This is a genomic window from Neisseria sp. (genome assembly GCF_030523955.1).
Lineage (GTDB): Bacteria > Pseudomonadota > Gammaproteobacteria > Burkholderiales > Neisseriaceae > Neisseria.
Genome location: NZ_JAUNHL010000064.1, coordinates 1 through 15557, shown reverse-complemented (window position 1 = coordinate 15557; position 15557 = coordinate 1). Strand labels below are relative to the sequence as shown.

Below are 15557 nucleotides of genomic sequence, written 5' to 3'. Positions count from 1 at the left end.
ACTGTTGGAAGGCGCTTACCGGCCCGACAGCGAGATTCATGTGAAAGCCGACGGCGACAAACTCGCGTTTGCCTGATTACCTTGATTAACGCTGGAATGCCTGTCTGAATATTTTCAGACAGGCATTTTTTTATTCGGCTTCATTCGGCAGGATGACAGAGTAGCGGATTCAATCCTATAATCAGGATTTTCCAGCAAGCCTTTTACAGGACAAGCGTTATGCTCAAAATCAGCAGCCAGTTCGACGGCGGTTCCATCGTTGTCAAAGATTTATCCGATCCCGCCAATATCCGTCTCGATATCCGCGCCGACAACGCCTCGCATTTTGCCCAATGGTTTTATTTCCGCCTGCAAGGCGCGGTGTATACCCCTTGCGTGATGCATTTTGAAAACGCCGGCCAAGCCGCTTTCTTGCAAGGCTGGCAGTATTATCAGGCCTGCGCTTCTTACGACCGCCAAAACTGGTTCCGCGTGCCTACCCGCTATGAAAACGGCGTACTCACCGTCGAACATACGCCGCTGGCCAATAGCGTTTATTATGCTTACTTCGAGCCTTATTCCAGCGAACAGCATTTGAACCTTTTGGGCGACGCGCAAGGCAGCGGCTTGTGCCAGATAGACGATTTGGGCAGCACCCTACTCGGCCGCGACATCAACCTGTTAACCATAGGCAATCAGGCCGAAAGTGATCTGAAAGTTTGGGTGATTGCCCGCCAGCATCCCGGCGAAACGATGGCCGAATGGTTTGTCGAAGGCTTTTTGTCGCGCCTGCTTGATCCGCAAGACCCCACCGCCCGCGCCCTGCTCGACAACGCCACTTTCTATGTGGTGCCCAATATGAATCCCGACGGTAGCGCCTTGGGCAACCAACGCACCAATTCCGCCGGTGCCAACCTCAACCGCGAATGGCTCGCGCCCAGTTTGGAATATTCCCCGGAAGTGTATTATGTGCGTGAAAAAATGCAGGAAACCGGCGTCGATCTGTTTTTGGATGTGCACGGCGATGAAGACATCCCTTATGTATTTGTGGCCGGTACCGAAGGCGTACCCGGCTATGACGAACGGATTCACGCTTTGGAAGAACAGTTCAAAACCGCGCTGCGCGCCGCAAGCCCCGATTTCCAAGATGAATACGGCTATGAAAAAAATGCTCCCGGCCAAGCCGATTTGAGTTTTGCCACCAATTGGGTCGGCCATCAGTTCAAATGCTTGGCCTATACGCTGGAAATGCCGTTTATCGACAACCACAATCTGCCGGACGATGATTTCGGCTGGAACGGCCAACGCTCGCTGCGCTTGGGCGAAGCCATGCTCTCGGCCATGCTCAATGTATTGCCGGATTTGCGCGACTGATGAAACATATCAAAATGCCTGTCTGAAACATTTTTCAGACAGGCATTTATCTTTTTTAGCGCTTAGCCATAATGAATTCACTTAAGAAGAAAGTACATGCGTCATACTCGGGCCAAGCCCGAGTATGACGAAACCGTACTAAACAAGTGGTTTAACTATAAGTAATGCTTAAAGAACGCTTAAAAATCATTTTTCAAAACAATCCGATAACGCGCCTTGCCGGATTTCAGATGCTCCATCGCACGATTCACATCCGACATTGCAAATTCTTCAACCACCGGTTCCACCTGTTTGCGGGCGGCGAAATCGATCATGGTACGCAATTGGGCAGGCGAGCCGGTTGGCGAGCCGGATACGGTTTTCTGGCCGCCGATTAATGAAAAAGCCTGAATATCCAATGGCTCCAGCGTCGCACCGACAAAATGCAGTACCCCGTGCGGTTTGAGCAGGCTCAGATAAGTATTCCAGTCCAGCTTCACGTTTACGGTTGAAACAATCATATCCAGCGTTCCTTGCGCCGCCGCCAGCGCTCCGCTATCGCGCGAATCGAGAATATGGTGGGCACCCATCCGGCGGATTTCATCGTATTTTTCCGGATTGGAGCTAAACGCCGTCACTTCGCAGCCCCAAGCATTGAAAAAACCGAGCGCCATGTGGCCGAGGCCGCCGATACCGATTACGCCGACTTTGGCGGTGGCATCGATATGATGTTGCAACAAGGGTTGGAACACGGTAATCCCGCCGCACAACAAAGGCCCGGCTTTGCTCAAATCGATACCCTCCGGCATCGGAATCACCCACTGCCATTGCGCACGCACTTTATCGGCGAATCCGCCCTGGTGAAAACCGCCGATGATGGTTGGTACCGCTTGCAAGCACACATTGGCGTGTCCGCCGATGCAAGGGTCGCAATGCTGGCACGATTCCGCCGTCCAGCCGAGGCCGACTTTCTGGCCGACTTTCAAACCGCGCACAGCATCGCCCATCCGCACCACTTCGCCGACCACTTCATGACCGGGTACCAAGGGGTAACGGCTGAAACCCCATTCGTTATCCATCATCGATAAATCGGAATGGCAAATGCCGCAATATTCAACTTTTATTTCCACTTCGTCGTTTTTTAATTCGCCTGCGTCGAAATCATAACGTTCTAGTTTGCCGCCCGCCTCTTTAGCTGCGTAGGCGCGGATAATATTACCACTCATCTTTGATTACCTTTCTCTACCGGTATTGTGTAATGGAGGCTGGCAAATCCAGCCGAAAACATGCATATCATAACAGAATATGCCTTAAGCAACGGAGATCGATTGCACTGCTGCAACGCGCAGAATCAGTGAGCAAGCCGCTTGTTTTAATAGAGTTTTATCTCTATTTCAAGCAGTTAAAATTCCAGATAAATGGTTTAATTTGTTATTTTTACTAAACTTAAACAAGTTTGCAAACAACTTTATGGGTGGATAAATTATTATTTCGCCATTGATAACCACGGAGACCGATATGAAGCATACCCCCCTGTCCGCCGCTTTACTGCTGGCAGTCGGCTTGATTTATATCAGTGTTTTCACTTACTTGGTTTCCTATGTTTTCCAAGAGTGGTTCAATTTCAATGTTTTTCATCAAACCCCCGCTTTGGTATTGACTTTGGCCTTGGCTATTTCCACCTTATTTGCCTCTCCGCTGCTGCCGCAATGCATCCGCTTTGTCGCGCGGCCTCGAAAAATTGGCCGCAGATTATTGTAATTACTTTCTGATACGGCTCTTCACATCATACAAAACATAAAATGCCTGTCTGAAACATGTTTCAGACAGGCATTTTGCTTATTTACACTTAGTGGCGTTTGGGATCGTTGGGGCGCAATTGGGCGGCCAGTTTATCGAGAATACCGTTAACAAATTTGTGGCCATCGGTACCGCCGTAGGTTTTGGTGACTTCAATGGCTTCATTGATGATCACCGGATACGGGGTTTCCGGCATGGCTTTTAATTCATGGCAGGCCATTAACAATACCGCGCGTTCGATGGGGCTGATGTCTTTTTCATCGCGGTCCAACAGCGGGCGGATGATGCCCATATACTCTGCTTGATTGCTTTGCGCACCAAAGAAAATAGCGGTAAACAGGGTTTCGTCGGCACGGCCGAAATCGGAGGCTTCACGGATGTTTTTGGCCACTTCGTTCACGCTGCTTTCGCTCAGGGCCACTTGATACAGCGCTTGTACGGCAAATTCGCGCGCGCGGCGGCGTGGGCTGGTCTTGGACATGGCTTTATCCTTAATCATCGTACTCGCTGAGCAGCAGATTAATCAGATTGCCGCATTCTACGGCCACCACAGCGGCATCGTTTGCTTTCTCTTCGATGCGTGCATGTGCCTGCTCATCGTTTTCGGTAGTAAGAATGGCGTTGGCAACCGGAATATTGTAATCGAGCGCCACGCGGGTAATGGCGGCACCGGATTCGTTGGCCACCAATTCGAAATGATAAGTTTCGCCGCGAATGATGCAGCCCAGCGCAATCAGTGCGTCGAATTGCTGGGTTCCTGCCATGCTTTGCAAAACCAAGGGTACTTCCAGTGCGCCGGGCACGGTGGTAACCGTGATGTTTTCGGACGCTACGCCCAATTCTTCGAGTTTGGCAACGGCCACTTTCAGCATGGCGCTACCGACCTCGTTGGTAAACCGGGCTTGTACGATACCGATACGCAGCTGCTCGCCGTTGTGGTTGGGTTCAATGATGTTCATGATTTTCTTTCAGGATGATGCTTCGGGCTGCCAGTCGGCAACGGGAATAAAACCTTCCGGTTCTTGCCATTCCCACGCCCCGGCGGTTTCTTGTAAAAAGTTTTGGATTTCGGGATTGGCCGCCAAAATCTCGCTGAGACTGCACACTTGGAAATTTCGGTTATCCGCAGTGTATTCGTCGGTTTCGTCGCCGGCGAAGAAACGCCAGCCGCTGTCGTGTTCGAATACTGGCTCTTCACGGTACATAAATCCTACCGGCGCACGCTGTTTGGCCACTTCCTGGGTAGCGACGCATAACTCGAGTGCGGCGGATAAGGCTTGGGCGAACGGGTTCATGATGCGGTGAAACAGTCGTTGAAAAAGGCGCTTATTTTAACACGCTTTCAATGTTTCTGTTTGAGCGATCCGAGGTAAATCGCAAACAGCGTCAGCGCCGCACCTGCCCATTGCACGGGATTAATCGGTTTGTTCAGTAAAAAGTAGTCGATAACCAAGGCAGCCACCGGTTCGCTCAAGAGCAGCAAACCGGTCATCGAAAGGGTAAGCAGCGGCACGGCATAGGCAATTAAGCCCCAAGCAAAGCATTGCATCACTGCACCATATACCAGAATCAGGCCGATATCGCGACAAGTGGTAGGATAAAGCTGATCGAAATCGAACAGCAGCGAAGGCAGCAACATCGCAGCCATACCGCCGGCGCTCACCAACATCATCATAGGAAACAACGCGGCATGGCCAGCTTCGTGGGTTTTCCGGATAAAGATCATCGATAAGGCCAGCATGCAACCGGAAACAATCCCGCTGGCAAATCCCCATACCGCATTCTGATTGTGACCGAATTCCGGACTGGCAATCAGCGCCACGCCGCTAACGGCGATGAGCAGGCTAACGGTTTGCAGCTTGCCCAGTTTTTCGCCGAACCAAAAAAAGCCAAGCGCAGAGAGGAAGAAAATTTGCAGGCTGTTGAGCAAGGTGGCAATGCCGGGGCCGACAGCATAAATACTTTCATGCCATAACGCGAGGTCGAAGCCGAGGAAGACGCCGGATAACAGCGCCATGTTGCGCGCTTTTTTACTGGCGGGCAAACGTTGGCCGAAAAAGCGCGCCAACAGCCAGAACACCAACATAGATACTGCGAGCCGCCAAAAAGCAATGGCGAAACCGCCTACCGGCACGAATTTTACAATCAGGCTGCCCATGCCGAAAATCACGCAGCCGACCACCAACAGCCAGGGGGCATAGGAATTGTGTGGATGTTGGTTTGACAAGATGAGGTTCCTGATAACGATAAATAAAAAGGCAAATGTAAACCTGAGCCTAAAGCGTCGTTATATAGCAGATTTAATTAATTTTCGATACAAGGCAGCAAGCCGCAGACAGTACAAGTAGTACGGCAAGGCGCAGCAACGCCGTAGCGAAAGTTAAGTTAATCTGCTATACATCACAAATGCCTGTCTGAAAAGCAAGGTTTCAGACAGGCATTTTATTCCGAATCAAGCTGGTTATTTTCAAGCTAGAGCTTGTTTTACCGCGCGATGAGCCTCATCCACGGCACCTTGCAAATAAGGCATCCAACCTACATCGCTGCCGGCCATAAAGATATTGCCGATCGGCTCTCGCATGGCTTCGGTGGTTTTCTCGGTTACCGCATCACTGTCCCACAAAGTGGTTTGTTCGTAGCTGTAACCGTGCGCCCAACGGTTGAGGGTTAAATCAACCAGAACATCATCAAAGTTCTCGCCGGCCAGTTTATACAGTTCGCGCATCTGGTCGAGCAATTGCGCTTTCAGGGCATCATATTGCTGGGCATACAGTTTGCGGCGGCCGCTACGGTATTTATCACGGGCGGTGGCGCCTTCAAAATCAGTTGCGATGCGTACGGCATGAACGATAATCGGCTCGTCGGTACTTTTCGGCGCTTCGTAGCCGCCAATGTTTACCGGGTCGTCCAGTTGTACCAAGCAGTAAGGCGAACACGGCGCATACAGCGAATAGACGCCCAGTTTCTTAAACGCCTGCGCGTTTTTCACCAGCATTTTGGCATACAGCATCGGCACTTTCACACAAGTAAGCTCGGCTTCTTTTTGCGGATTGCGCATCTGCGGGATAATGCGGGCGGCCAGTGCGCTATGACCGGCAAAAATGCATTTCTTCGCTTGAACTTGGGTTAAATTCTCACTACCTCGTTTCAGATAGGCCACCGCTACGCCTTCATTATTGTTTTCGGCCAGCAAGGCGGTGCTGTTCAAGCGGATGCGTACCGGATTATCCGCTAAATCCAATTTCTGATAATCAAACTTAGCCAGTACGATGTCTTCCATGGTGTTGCCCGGCGCAATACCCGGAATCAGTTTGCGCACCAACAAACGTGCTACGGAAGCATTGCCATCGGGAAAATGGTAAATATACGGCTCTTCTTCTTCCTCTTCTTCAGGCAGGCCCAAATGCTGTACGCCGGGATAACCGTCGGCCAGCGCATCGGTAACCGATAAGGCATTAATAGGATGACCCCAATATTCCGAGCTCAAATCTTTCAGATAATCCAGCGCATCGGCAGGCAGTTTTACCGTATCTTTCAGGAAATCGTAATAACTGGTGGTTTCGGCAAATTCCAAACGCTGGCGTTTTTTCATGCCTTTCAGGTAATCGGCTTGACCGGTATACAGTTGCACCAGCGCCTGCTTACCATCTTCCGACAAGGGGAATTGGGCAATAATACCGCCCGCCTCTTCGGAGTCTGCTTCCAACAGGCCGGGAACCACCGCCGCTTTGCTGAATGCACCGGCAGTAAAAAACGCGCCTTTTTTCAATTGCCAATCTTTTTTGTATAAATCTTGGGCAAAATACTGTTCGAATTTCGTATAGTCCACGCCTAAGCTTTTCAACAAGGCATGGGCTTCTTCGGAATAAGTGGTTTTCGGTGAATCCAGCGATTCGCTGCCGCCGTAAGTGATGAAGGTACGGTTGTTATAACTGAATTCGTTGCGTTTGGCATGGCCGCCGAAATCGTCATGGTTATCCAAAATTAATACTTTGGCATCCGGTTGTTGCTGGCGGTAAAGATAAGCTGCGCTCAAACCGCTGAGGCCGCCGCCGATGACCACCAGATCATATTTTTCGCTGGCATTTCCCGGCAGGCTGTAAGACTTACCTTGCAGGGCTACGCTGTGAGCCGATACTTCACTGCCCTCGTGATTGCCGCGCAAACCGGTTAAAGCGGGCGGATAATATACTTTAGCGACAGTTTCCGGTTGCGCCGGTCGGTAGACTTCTTTCATACAGGCACTAAGCATCAGGCCGCCGGTTAAAGCCGCCGAACCTTGCAGGAAATGACGGCGGGAGATTTTGTTTGTTTTCTTCATGATGGGGTTCTGTGTTGGTTATGGATGTTATTTTGATCAATGGTTAATGGAATAAAGTCGAAAATAAAACAGCGGCGGATAAACTTGCCTATCCGCCGCCTTTTCAACAGCAAACAGCATGAACGGATTATTCCACTTGGCTCACATCGCGCACGGCGCCGGTGTCGGCGGAAGTGGTCATTGCTGCATAGGCGCGCAGGGCGGCGGAAACGTGGCGGTCGCGGTTTTCGGGTTTCCATGCTTTTGTGCCGCGTGCTTCCATTTCGGCGCGGCGGCCGGCCAGTTCTTCGTCGGATACGGCCAGGCGGATGCTGCGGTTGGGGATGTCGATTTCGACGGTATCGCCCTCGCGCACCAAGCCGATGGCTCCGCCTTCGGCCGCTTCGGGAGAAACGTGGCCGATGCTCAAGCCGGAAGTGCCGCCTGAAAAACGGCCGTCGGTAAGCAGGGCGCAGGCTTTGCCCAAACCTTTCGATTTCAGGTAACTCGTGGGATAGAGCATTTCCTGCATGCCGGGGCCGCCTTTGGGGCCTTCGTAACGGATAATCACGATGTCGCCGGCTACGATTTGGTTGTCCAAAATGCCGGCCACGGCGCTGTCTTGGCTTTCAAACACGCGGGCGCGGCCGGTAAATTTCAAGATGCTGTCGTCCACGCCGGCGGTTTTCACCACGCAGCCGCGCTCGGCGATGTTGCCGAACAGTACGGCCAAGCCGCCGTCTTGCGAATAGGCAAACTCTTTGCTGCGGATACAGCCGTTTTCGCGGTCTAAATCCAAGCTCGGCCACTGGCGGTTTTGCGAAAACGCCTGGGTGGTGCGCACGCCGCCGGGTGCGGCTTTGTAACGCGCATGCGCCGCTTCGTTGGCGGGATTCATCACGTCCCATTGTGCCAGCGCGTGTTTCAGCGTGGGCGCGTGCACGGTGGAAACATCGGTTTGCAGGCAGCCGGCGCGGTCGAGTTCGGCCAAAATGCCCATCACGCCACCGGCACGGTGGACATCTTCCATATGGTATTTCTGGGTGGCGGGGGCGACTTTGCACAGACACGGCACTTGGCGGCTGATGCGATCGATATCGGCCATTTTGAAATCCACTTCTGCTTCGTTGGCGGCAGCCAGCAAGTGCAGCACGGTGTTGGTGGAACCGCCCATCGCTACATCAAGACTCATGGCGTTTTCAAACGCGGCTTTGGTGGCGATGCTGCGCGGCAGCACGCTCGCATCGTCTTGTTCGTAATAGCGTTTGGTGATTTCCACAATCAAGCGCCCCGCTTCGAGAAACAGCTCTTTGCGGCCGGCATGAGTGGCCAGCAGCGAACCGTTGCCGGGCAGCGACAACCCCAACGCTTCGGTGAGGCAGTTCATCGAGTTGGCGGTAAACATACCCGAACACGAACCGCAGGTGGGGCAGGCAGAGCGTTCTACCACGGCCACTTCTTCGTCGCTCACGTTATCATCGGCGGCATCGACCATCGCATCGACCAAATCGAGCTTGCGCTCGTCAACGATATTGGCCACGCCGATTACTTTGCCCGCTTCCATCGGGCCGCCGGAAACAAACACGGTGGGGATGTTCAGGCGCATGGCGGCCATCAGCATGCCGGGGGTGATTTTGTCGCAGTTGGAAATGCACACCAGCGCATCGGCGCAGTGGGCGTTCACCATATATTCCACGCTGTCGGCGATCAAATCGCGGCTGGGCAGGCTGTAGAGCATACCGCCGTGGCCCATGGCGATGCCGTCGTCCACCGCGATGGTGTTGAATTCTTTGGCCAAGCCGCCCGCTTTTTCGATTTCGCGGGCAACCATTTGGCCCAAGTCGTGCAGGTGCACATGGCCGGGCACAAATTGGGTGAACGAGTTGGCGATGGCGATAATCGGCTTGCCGAAATCTTCGTCGGCCACGCCGGTGGCGCGCCACAATGCGCGGGCGCCGGCCATATTGCGGCCGTGGGTGGAGGTTTTGGAGCGGTAGGCTGGCATGTGTGGGGTTCCTTAATCGAAATACTCAGTATAAGCAAATCACATTTTTCTAATGGCTGTTATTAACAGATAATGCCTGTCTGAAAAAATAAGAGCACTGAATGTAAAGTCCAGTATTCTATACCAAACTTTATATTTCTTCTAGAACCGGAGTTTTACTCTATGCGGCGGAGCCGGATGCTTTCTTGTATAATGCAGCGCTTATTACAATTGATTCTATTTAAGTAAGGTAGGCAAATACGCTATGCTGATTCACCCCCAATTCGATCCGGTTGCCATTTCACTCGGCCCGCTGGCCATCCGCTGGTATGCATTAAGCTATATTCTGGCCTTTGTTTTATTCATTGTACTCGGCCGTTACCGCATCAAAGCAGGCAACACCCTTTTTACCAAAGAAATGTTGGATGACTTGCTCACCTGGGGTGTCTTGGGCGTGATTCTCGGCGGCCGGCTTGGCTATGTATTGTTCTACCAGCCGGGCGTTTATCTGGAACACCCGCTGAATATTCTCAAAGTATGGGAAGGCGGCATGTCGTTTCACGGCGGCTTTCTCGGCGTATTGGTTGCCATGTGGTTGTTCGCCAAACGGCGCGGGCTGGGTTTCTGGCAGGTAATGGATTTTGTCGCGCCGTTGGTGCCGCTGGGTTTGGCTTCCGGCCGGCTCGGCAATTTCATCAACGGCGAATTGTGGGGGCGCATAACCGATCCGCAAAAATTTTGGGCAATGGGCTTTCCGCAAGCCGCTTACGAAGATGTGCAAATGGCTGCTGCCAACCCGCAATGGCAGCAATGGCTGGCCGAATATAGCGCATTGCCGCGCCATCCTTCACAGCTATACCAATTTGCATTGGAAGGCATCGCTTTATTCGTTATCGTATGGCTGTTTTCCAAAAAACCGCGCCCTACCGGCCAGGTATCCATGGTGTTCTTGGCGGGCTATGGAATCTTCCGTTTCATTGCGGAATTTGCCCGCCAGCCCGATGATTTTCTCGGCCTGCTCGGTTTCGGTTTATCGATGGGACAATGGCTGAGCCTGCCGATGATTATTCTGGGTGTGATCGGTTTTATTTATTTCGGCAAACGCAATAAACCGACTCTTTAATTAAGTTTTATAAAAATGCCTGTCTGAAAACGGTTTCAGACAGGCATTTTGCCTTATAAGATTCCGCGCAATTCGGTATCCGACGGCAGCAAAATAATTTAAAGAAAGAAATTGTGTTTGGCGGCATAAATCAGTAAAACTACATTGATTACTACCGTTACATAATAAATAACTCTGAATTCAGCCTTTTGCGATTTATGGCGCAAATAAGTTTGCGCCAGCCAAGCACCCGGCCAGCCGCCGAGCAGGCTTAATAAGTGCAAGGTGTTTTCCGGCGTCCGCCAGCTGCCTTGTTGCGCAGCCGCTTTGTCTTTTCGATAAGCCAAAAAAGTCAGCACGCCCAATGCGGCATACCAAAGCCATACGGCCGGCGGCCATTTACCGCTGAACACCAAAGATGCCAATAAACCGTACAGCGTCAATACCACTACCAATTGCAGAGATTGGCCGGATTCAAAAGCGACCTGCTGCTTTACGTGGCGACGCTGTCGCATTTGCTTGCGTTGTACAAACTGCCGCTCCTGCACCTGAACCGCTTGCAGTTTACCTTTTTGATTCTTCTCCGCAACAAACACCACCCACTCACCAACTTGCGGCCGCTTATTCGGCGCACGGTAAGTACGGATATGGAAAAACACCTCTTGCTCAATTGCCTTGCTACGGATAAAACCAAATCCCCTGTCATCCAGCCAGCGCACTATTTCACCCTCCAACTGTTTCCCGGTAAAATCCATTCGTGATCCCCTTAAAATCAATTTATTATATTTCGGCCAAACAAAAACAGGCCGCCTTTCAAGACAGCCTGATACTTTAATAAAAATTATTGCAGTTTCGCCTTCATCAATTCCTGCACCTGCTGCGGGTTGGCCTTGCCTTTGCTGGCTTTCATCACTTGGCCGACCAGCGCGTTAAACGCTTTTTCTTTGCCCGCTTTGTATTCCTCCACCGATTTGGCGTTGTTGGCCAACACTTCGTCGATGATTTTCTCGATGGCGCCGGTGTCGGTCATCTGTTTCAGGCCGTCGCGTTCGATAATGGCTTCGGCGTTCAAATCGCTGCCCCACATCGCTTCGAATACCTGCTTGGCCAGTTTGCTGCTCAAGGTGCCGTCGGCGATTTTCGCCACCAAGCCGGCCAAGCGGTCGGCCTGAATCGGGCTTTCAGACAGGCTTAGACCTTCTTTGTTTAAGGTGGCCGCCAGCTCGCCGTTCATCCAGTTGGCGGTTAGCTTGCCCTGCCCGCTTTGTTGCGCCGCCTGCTCGAAAAATGCGGCTTGCGCGCGGGTGGCGGTCAGCAAGCGGGCGTCGTAGTCGCTCACGCCGTAATCGGCCACGAAACGGGCGGCCATTTCTTTCGGCAATTCGGGCATGGCTGCTTTGGCCGCCTGCATCTGGCCGTCTGAAATAATCACCGGCAACAAGTCGGGATCGGGGAAATAGCGGTAATCGTGGGCGTCTTCTTTCAGGCGCATCACGCGGGTTTCGCCTTTGTCGGGGTCGAACAACATGGTGGCCTGTTGCACTTTGCCGCCGTCTTCGATGATTTCGATCTGGCTTTCCACCTCGTAATTAATCGCCTGCTCCAAAAAGCGGAACGAATTGAGGTTTTTAATCTCGCGGCGGGTGCCGAATTCAGCCTGGCCTTTGGGGCGCACCGATACGTTGGCATCGATGCGGAACGAACCTTCGGCCATATTGCCGTCGCAAATGTCCAACCAAGTAACCAAACCGTGCAAAGCTTTGGCATAGGCCACCGCTTCGGCGGCGGAACGCATTTCCGGCTCGGACACCACTTCCAACAGCGGCGTGCCGGCGCGGTTCAGGTCGATGCCGGTAGCACCGTTCAAGCCTTCGTGCACTGATTTGCCGGCATCTTCCTCCATATGCGCGCGGGTAACGTTAATGGTTTTCACCTCGTCGCCCACCACGATTTCCAGCTTGCCGTGTTCCACAATCGGCAGATCCAACTGGCTGATTTGATAGCCTTTCGGCAAATCGGGGTAAAAATAGTTTTTACGGTCGAACACGTTTTTCTGATTGATTTTGGCATCCAAGGCCAAACCCAGTTTAATCGCTTTTTCAACGACTTCGCGGTTCATCACCGGCAGCACGCCCGGCAGCGCACACTCCACCACGCTGGCGTGTGCATTCGGCTCGGCGCCGAATGCAGCCGATGCGCCGCTGAAAATTTTCGATTGCGTATTCAGTTGGACGTGGATTTCCAGTCCGATTACGGTTTCCCAAGTCATAGGGGTCTTTCTATTATTGAGTTAATATTCGAGGCGTCTGAAAAGTGTTTCGCAAGTCTTTTGATAACATTTAGATTTCAAAGTAATTTCAGCTTTACGAAATGCCTGTCTGAAATCGTTTATTGCGGCAGCAATTTTAACAATTTGCCGTTGCCGCTGTCGGTCAGCACATACACAAAGCCGTCCGGCGCTTGGCGCACGTCGCGTACACGTTCGCCGACTTCGATTTTTTCTTCGCCCGATACGCGGGTGTTATCGAGTTTCAGGCGGGCGACGTAGCCGAATTTCAGGGAACCTGCCAACAGATTGCCCTGCCAGTCGCTGCCGTAGGGGTTACTGCCGACAAAGGTCAGACCGGACGGGGCGATAGACGGATTCCAGTAATACAACGGCTGTTCCATACCGGCTTTGGCGGTAATGCCCTCGCCGATTTTGCCACCGCCGTAATCGGTGCCGTAGGTAATCACCGGCCAGCCGTAGTTTTTACCGCCTTCAATCAGATTGATTTCGTCGCCACCCTGTGCGCCGTGTTCGCTGGCCCACAAGCGGCCGCGGGCGTCGGCAGTCATGCCTTGGATATTGCGGTGGCCGTAGCTCCAGATTTCGGCGGCGGCATTTTGTTTGGCAAACGGATTATCCGACGGCGTGCCGCCGTTACGGTTTAAGCGCACGATTTTGCCAATGTGGTTATCGAGTTTTTGTGCCTGATCTTTTTGGCTGTAACGGTCGCCCATCCCTAAATAAATATGCTGCGGTGTGAGCACGATGCGGCAGCCGAAATGGGCGCTGCTGTCGATTTTCGGCCGCTGGCTAAACAGGGTTTTCACTTGTTCCAAGCGGCGGTTGTCGGCGGATAATTTGGCCTCCGCCAAGGCAGTGCTGTTGCCGCTGCCACCCGCTTCGCTGAAGCAAAAATACAGGCGGCGGTTTTGGGCGAATTGTTCGTCTAACACCACATCCAGCAAACCACCCTGCCCGCCGACGTCGATGCTCGGCAAGCCGGCAATGGGTGCACCGATTTGCCCTTGTGCGCCGATGATGCGCAGATTGCCGCTGCGCTCGCTCACCAAAAAACGGTCGTCCGGCAAAAACGCCAGCGCCCACGGATGATTCAAGCCTTGCGCCACGGTTTGCCATTGCCACTTTTTACCGCTTGGCTGCGGGTTGGCTTTTACCGCTTGCGTAGCGGAAGAAGCCGCAGGCGCGGTGTTTGAGGTGCTTTGTTGGCTGCTGGCCGATTCGGCGCAGGCAGTTGCGCTCAATAATAAGCAAAGGGGCAAACCCAAGCGTTTCGGGGCAAACATGGCGTTTCCTTTCTTCAACGTTGGCCGTCTGAAAAATATTTTATTGAATTATGCCTACGGCTCGCAGCTAATCCAACTTCAATTAACTGTTTTTTCAGACTGTTTACATTGTTTCAGACAGGCATTTTGCTATGCCAATCACTGTTCTGCTGCATCTGATGCGCCACGCCCAAAATCTTGGCTTCGGCAAAATAATTACCGATTAACTGCACACCCACAGGCAGACCGTCCGAGCCGAAGCCGGCGGGTAAGGTCAGCGCGGGCAGGCCGGCGAGGTTGACGGCGATGGTGTAGATGTCGCTCAAATACATTTGCACCGGGTCGTGGATGTCGCTGCCGAGTTTGGGCGCGGTGGTCGGCGCGGTGGGGGCGAGAATCACGTCGCATTGCTGTAAGGCCGTCTGAAAATCATTGGCGACCAAGCGGCGCAGTTTTTGCGCTTTCAGGTAATAAGCGTCGTAATAGCCGTGGCTCAACACATAAGTGCCGATCATGATGCGGCGCTTCACTTCGCTGCCGAAGCCTTCGGCGCGGGTATTGCTGTACATTTCTTCCAAATCGCCGAACTGGGCGGCGCGGTGGCCGTAGCGCACGCCGTCGTAGCGCGACAGGTTGGTGCTGGCTTCGGCTGATGCAAGCACATAATAGGCGGGAATGGATAACTCGGTTTGCGGCAGACTCACATCCACCATTTCGGCACCTTGTGCCTTGAGCAAATCGATGGTGTTTTGTAAGGCCGTCTGAACATCTGCGCTGTTGCCCGCGCCGAAATATTCTTTCGGCAGGCCGACTTTCAGGCCTTTGAGCGCTTGGTTCAGATCGCGGGTGTAGTCTTCTTTTTCGCGTTCCAAACTGGTGGAATCGCGCGTATCGAAACTGGCCATGCTGTTTAACAAAATCGCGCAGTCTTCGGCGGTTTGCGCCATCGGGCCGGCTTGGTCGAAGCTGGAGGCATAGGCGACCATGCCGAAGCGGGAAACGATGCCGTAGGTGGGTTTGATGCCGGTAATGCCACAGTGCGAGGCGGGCTGGCGGATGGAGCCGCCGGTGTCGGAACCGAGTGCGGCGGGCGCCAAGCGGGCAGCAACCACGGCTGCGGAACCGCCGGACGAGCCGCCGGGCACGTTTTCCAAATTCCACGGGTTTTTGGTGGTGCCGTAAAACGAGGTTTCGTTGGTGGAGCCCATGGCGAATTCGTCCATATTGGTGCGGCCCAGCGTTACCATGCCGTCATCGAGCAGGTTTTGCACCACGGTGGCGGTGTACGGCGACACGAAGTTATCGAGCATTTTGCTGGAACAGGCGCTGCGCCAGCCGGTTTGGCAGAAAATGTCTTTATAGGCAACCGGCACACCGGTCAGCACGGTGGCGTTACCGGCGGCAATGCGCGCATCGGCGGCTTTCGCTTCGGCCAAGGTTTTTTCTTTGTCTAAGGTGATGTAGCCGTTGATGGCGGGGTTTTTGGC

General features: G+C 53.0%; 14 protein-coding genes. 3 read left to right on the top strand and 11 right to left on the bottom strand.

From position 1 onward, the window contains the following. Positions 1-219: 219 nt before the first annotated feature. Positions 220-1353 carry a M14-type cytosolic carboxypeptidase gene (locus Q4C79_RS11410; RefSeq protein WP_303091144.1) on the top strand — a complete coding sequence of 378 codons (1134 nt, stop codon included), beginning with the start codon at positions 220-222 and terminating at the stop codon, positions 1351-1353. Positions 1354-1532: 179 nt separating this feature from the next. Here Q4C79_RS11410 and Q4C79_RS11405 read toward each other — a convergent pair whose 3' ends face one another. Next, positions 1533-2558, bottom strand: a complete 1026-nt coding sequence (locus Q4C79_RS11405; RefSeq protein WP_303091143.1) for an NAD(P)-dependent alcohol dehydrogenase — start codon at positions 2556-2558, stop codon at positions 1533-1535. A 292-nt stretch (positions 2559-2850) separates the two neighbouring features. Between Q4C79_RS11405 and Q4C79_RS11400 the strand changes: the two genes are divergently transcribed. After that, entirely contained in the window at positions 2851-3093 is a 243-nt protein-coding gene (locus Q4C79_RS11400; protein WP_303091142.1) for a hypothetical protein, read from the top strand. Positions 3094-3181: 88 nt separating this feature from the next. Here the strand turns inward: Q4C79_RS11400 and nusB are convergent, their stop codons facing one another. From nusB to ilvD, 6 genes are all read right to left on the bottom strand, one after another. Next, positions 3182-3613 (bottom strand): transcription antitermination factor NusB, encoded by a 432-nt coding sequence (nusB, locus tag Q4C79_RS11395; protein WP_303091141.1) that lies wholly within the window; start codon positions 3611-3613, stop codon positions 3182-3184. Positions 3614-3623: 10 nt separating this feature from the next. After that, positions 3624-4091 (bottom strand): 6,7-dimethyl-8-ribityllumazine synthase, encoded by a 468-nt coding sequence (ribH, locus tag Q4C79_RS11390; RefSeq protein ID WP_303091140.1) that lies wholly within the window; start codon positions 4089-4091, stop codon positions 3624-3626. A gap of 9 nt (positions 4092-4100) precedes the next feature. Then, entirely contained in the window at positions 4101-4427 is a 327-nt protein-coding gene (locus Q4C79_RS11385; RefSeq protein ID WP_303091139.1) for a DUF2185 domain-containing protein, read from the bottom strand. Positions 4428-4474: 47 nt separating this feature from the next. Continuing rightward, positions 4475-5359: a DMT family transporter gene (locus tag Q4C79_RS11380; protein WP_303091138.1), complete on the bottom strand. Its 885-nt coding sequence runs from the start codon at positions 5357-5359 to the stop codon at positions 4475-4477. Between the two features lie 240 nt (positions 5360-5599). After that, entirely contained in the window at positions 5600-7453 is a 1854-nt protein-coding gene (locus tag Q4C79_RS11375; RefSeq protein WP_303091137.1) for an NAD(P)-binding protein, read from the bottom strand. A gap of 127 nt (positions 7454-7580) precedes the next feature. Then, positions 7581-9437, bottom strand: coding sequence for a dihydroxy-acid dehydratase (ilvD, locus tag Q4C79_RS11370; protein WP_303091136.1), 1857 nt, complete (start codon positions 9435-9437; stop codon positions 7581-7583). Positions 9438-9681: 244 nt separating this feature from the next. Between ilvD and lgt the strand changes: the two genes are divergently transcribed. Further along, positions 9682-10539 (top strand): prolipoprotein diacylglyceryl transferase, encoded by an 858-nt coding sequence (lgt, locus tag Q4C79_RS11365; protein WP_303091135.1) that lies wholly within the window; start codon positions 9682-9684, stop codon positions 10537-10539. Between the two features lie 98 nt (positions 10540-10637). Here the strand turns inward: lgt and Q4C79_RS11360 are convergent, their stop codons facing one another. The 4 genes from Q4C79_RS11360 to gatA all read right to left on the bottom strand — a co-directional run. Further along, entirely contained in the window at positions 10638-11273 is a 636-nt protein-coding gene (locus Q4C79_RS11360; RefSeq protein ID WP_303091134.1) for a cold shock and DUF1294 domain-containing protein, read from the bottom strand. An 86-nt stretch (positions 11274-11359) separates the two neighbouring features. Continuing rightward, a complete protein-coding gene (gatB, locus tag Q4C79_RS11355; RefSeq protein WP_303091133.1) occupies positions 11360-12787 on the bottom strand; it encodes an Asp-tRNA(Asn)/Glu-tRNA(Gln) amidotransferase subunit GatB in 1428 nt (475 codons plus the stop codon). A gap of 119 nt (positions 12788-12906) precedes the next feature. Next, positions 12907-14091 (bottom strand): PQQ-dependent sugar dehydrogenase, encoded by a 1185-nt coding sequence (locus tag Q4C79_RS11350; RefSeq protein ID WP_303091132.1) that lies wholly within the window; start codon positions 14089-14091, stop codon positions 12907-12909. Between the two features lie 113 nt (positions 14092-14204). Further along, positions 14205-15557: Asp-tRNA(Asn)/Glu-tRNA(Gln) amidotransferase subunit GatA (gene gatA / locus Q4C79_RS11345; protein ID WP_303091131.1), on the bottom strand; the 1353-nt coding region annotated here is incomplete at its 5' end.

Excerpts from the sequence above, each read along its gene's own strand:
- Q4C79_RS11410 (WP_303091144.1), top strand. The coding sequence starts at position 220 with ATGCTCAAAATCAGCAGCCAGTTCGACGGCGGTTCCATCGTTGTCAAA.
- Q4C79_RS11405 (WP_303091143.1), bottom strand. The coding sequence starts at position 2,558 with ATGAGTGGTAATATTATCCGCGCCTACGCAGCTAAAGAGGCGGGCGGC.
- Q4C79_RS11400 (WP_303091142.1), top strand. The coding sequence starts at position 2,851 with ATGAAGCATACCCCCCTGTCCGCCGCTTTACTGCTGGCAGTCGGCTTG.
- nusB (WP_303091141.1), bottom strand. The coding sequence starts at position 3,613 with ATGTCCAAGACCAGCCCACGCCGCCGCGCGCGCGAATTTGCCGTACAA.
- ribH (WP_303091140.1), bottom strand. The coding sequence starts at position 4,091 with ATGAACATCATTGAACCCAACCACAACGGCGAGCAGCTGCGTATCGGT.
- Q4C79_RS11385 (WP_303091139.1), bottom strand. The coding sequence starts at position 4,427 with ATGAACCCGTTCGCCCAAGCCTTATCCGCCGCACTCGAGTTATGCGTC.
- Q4C79_RS11375 (WP_303091137.1), bottom strand. The coding sequence starts at position 7,453 with ATGAAGAAAACAAACAAAATCTCCCGCCGTCATTTCCTGCAAGGTTCG.
- ilvD (WP_303091136.1), bottom strand. The coding sequence starts at position 9,437 with ATGCCAGCCTACCGCTCCAAAACCTCCACCCACGGCCGCAATATGGCC.
- lgt (WP_303091135.1), top strand. The coding sequence starts at position 9,682 with ATGCTGATTCACCCCCAATTCGATCCGGTTGCCATTTCACTCGGCCCG.
- Q4C79_RS11360 (WP_303091134.1), bottom strand. The coding sequence starts at position 11,273 with ATGGATTTTACCGGGAAACAGTTGGAGGGTGAAATAGTGCGCTGGCTG.
- gatB (WP_303091133.1), bottom strand. The coding sequence starts at position 12,787 with ATGACTTGGGAAACCGTAATCGGACTGGAAATCCACGTCCAACTGAAT.
- Q4C79_RS11350 (WP_303091132.1), bottom strand. The coding sequence starts at position 14,091 with ATGTTTGCCCCGAAACGCTTGGGTTTGCCCCTTTGCTTATTATTGAGC.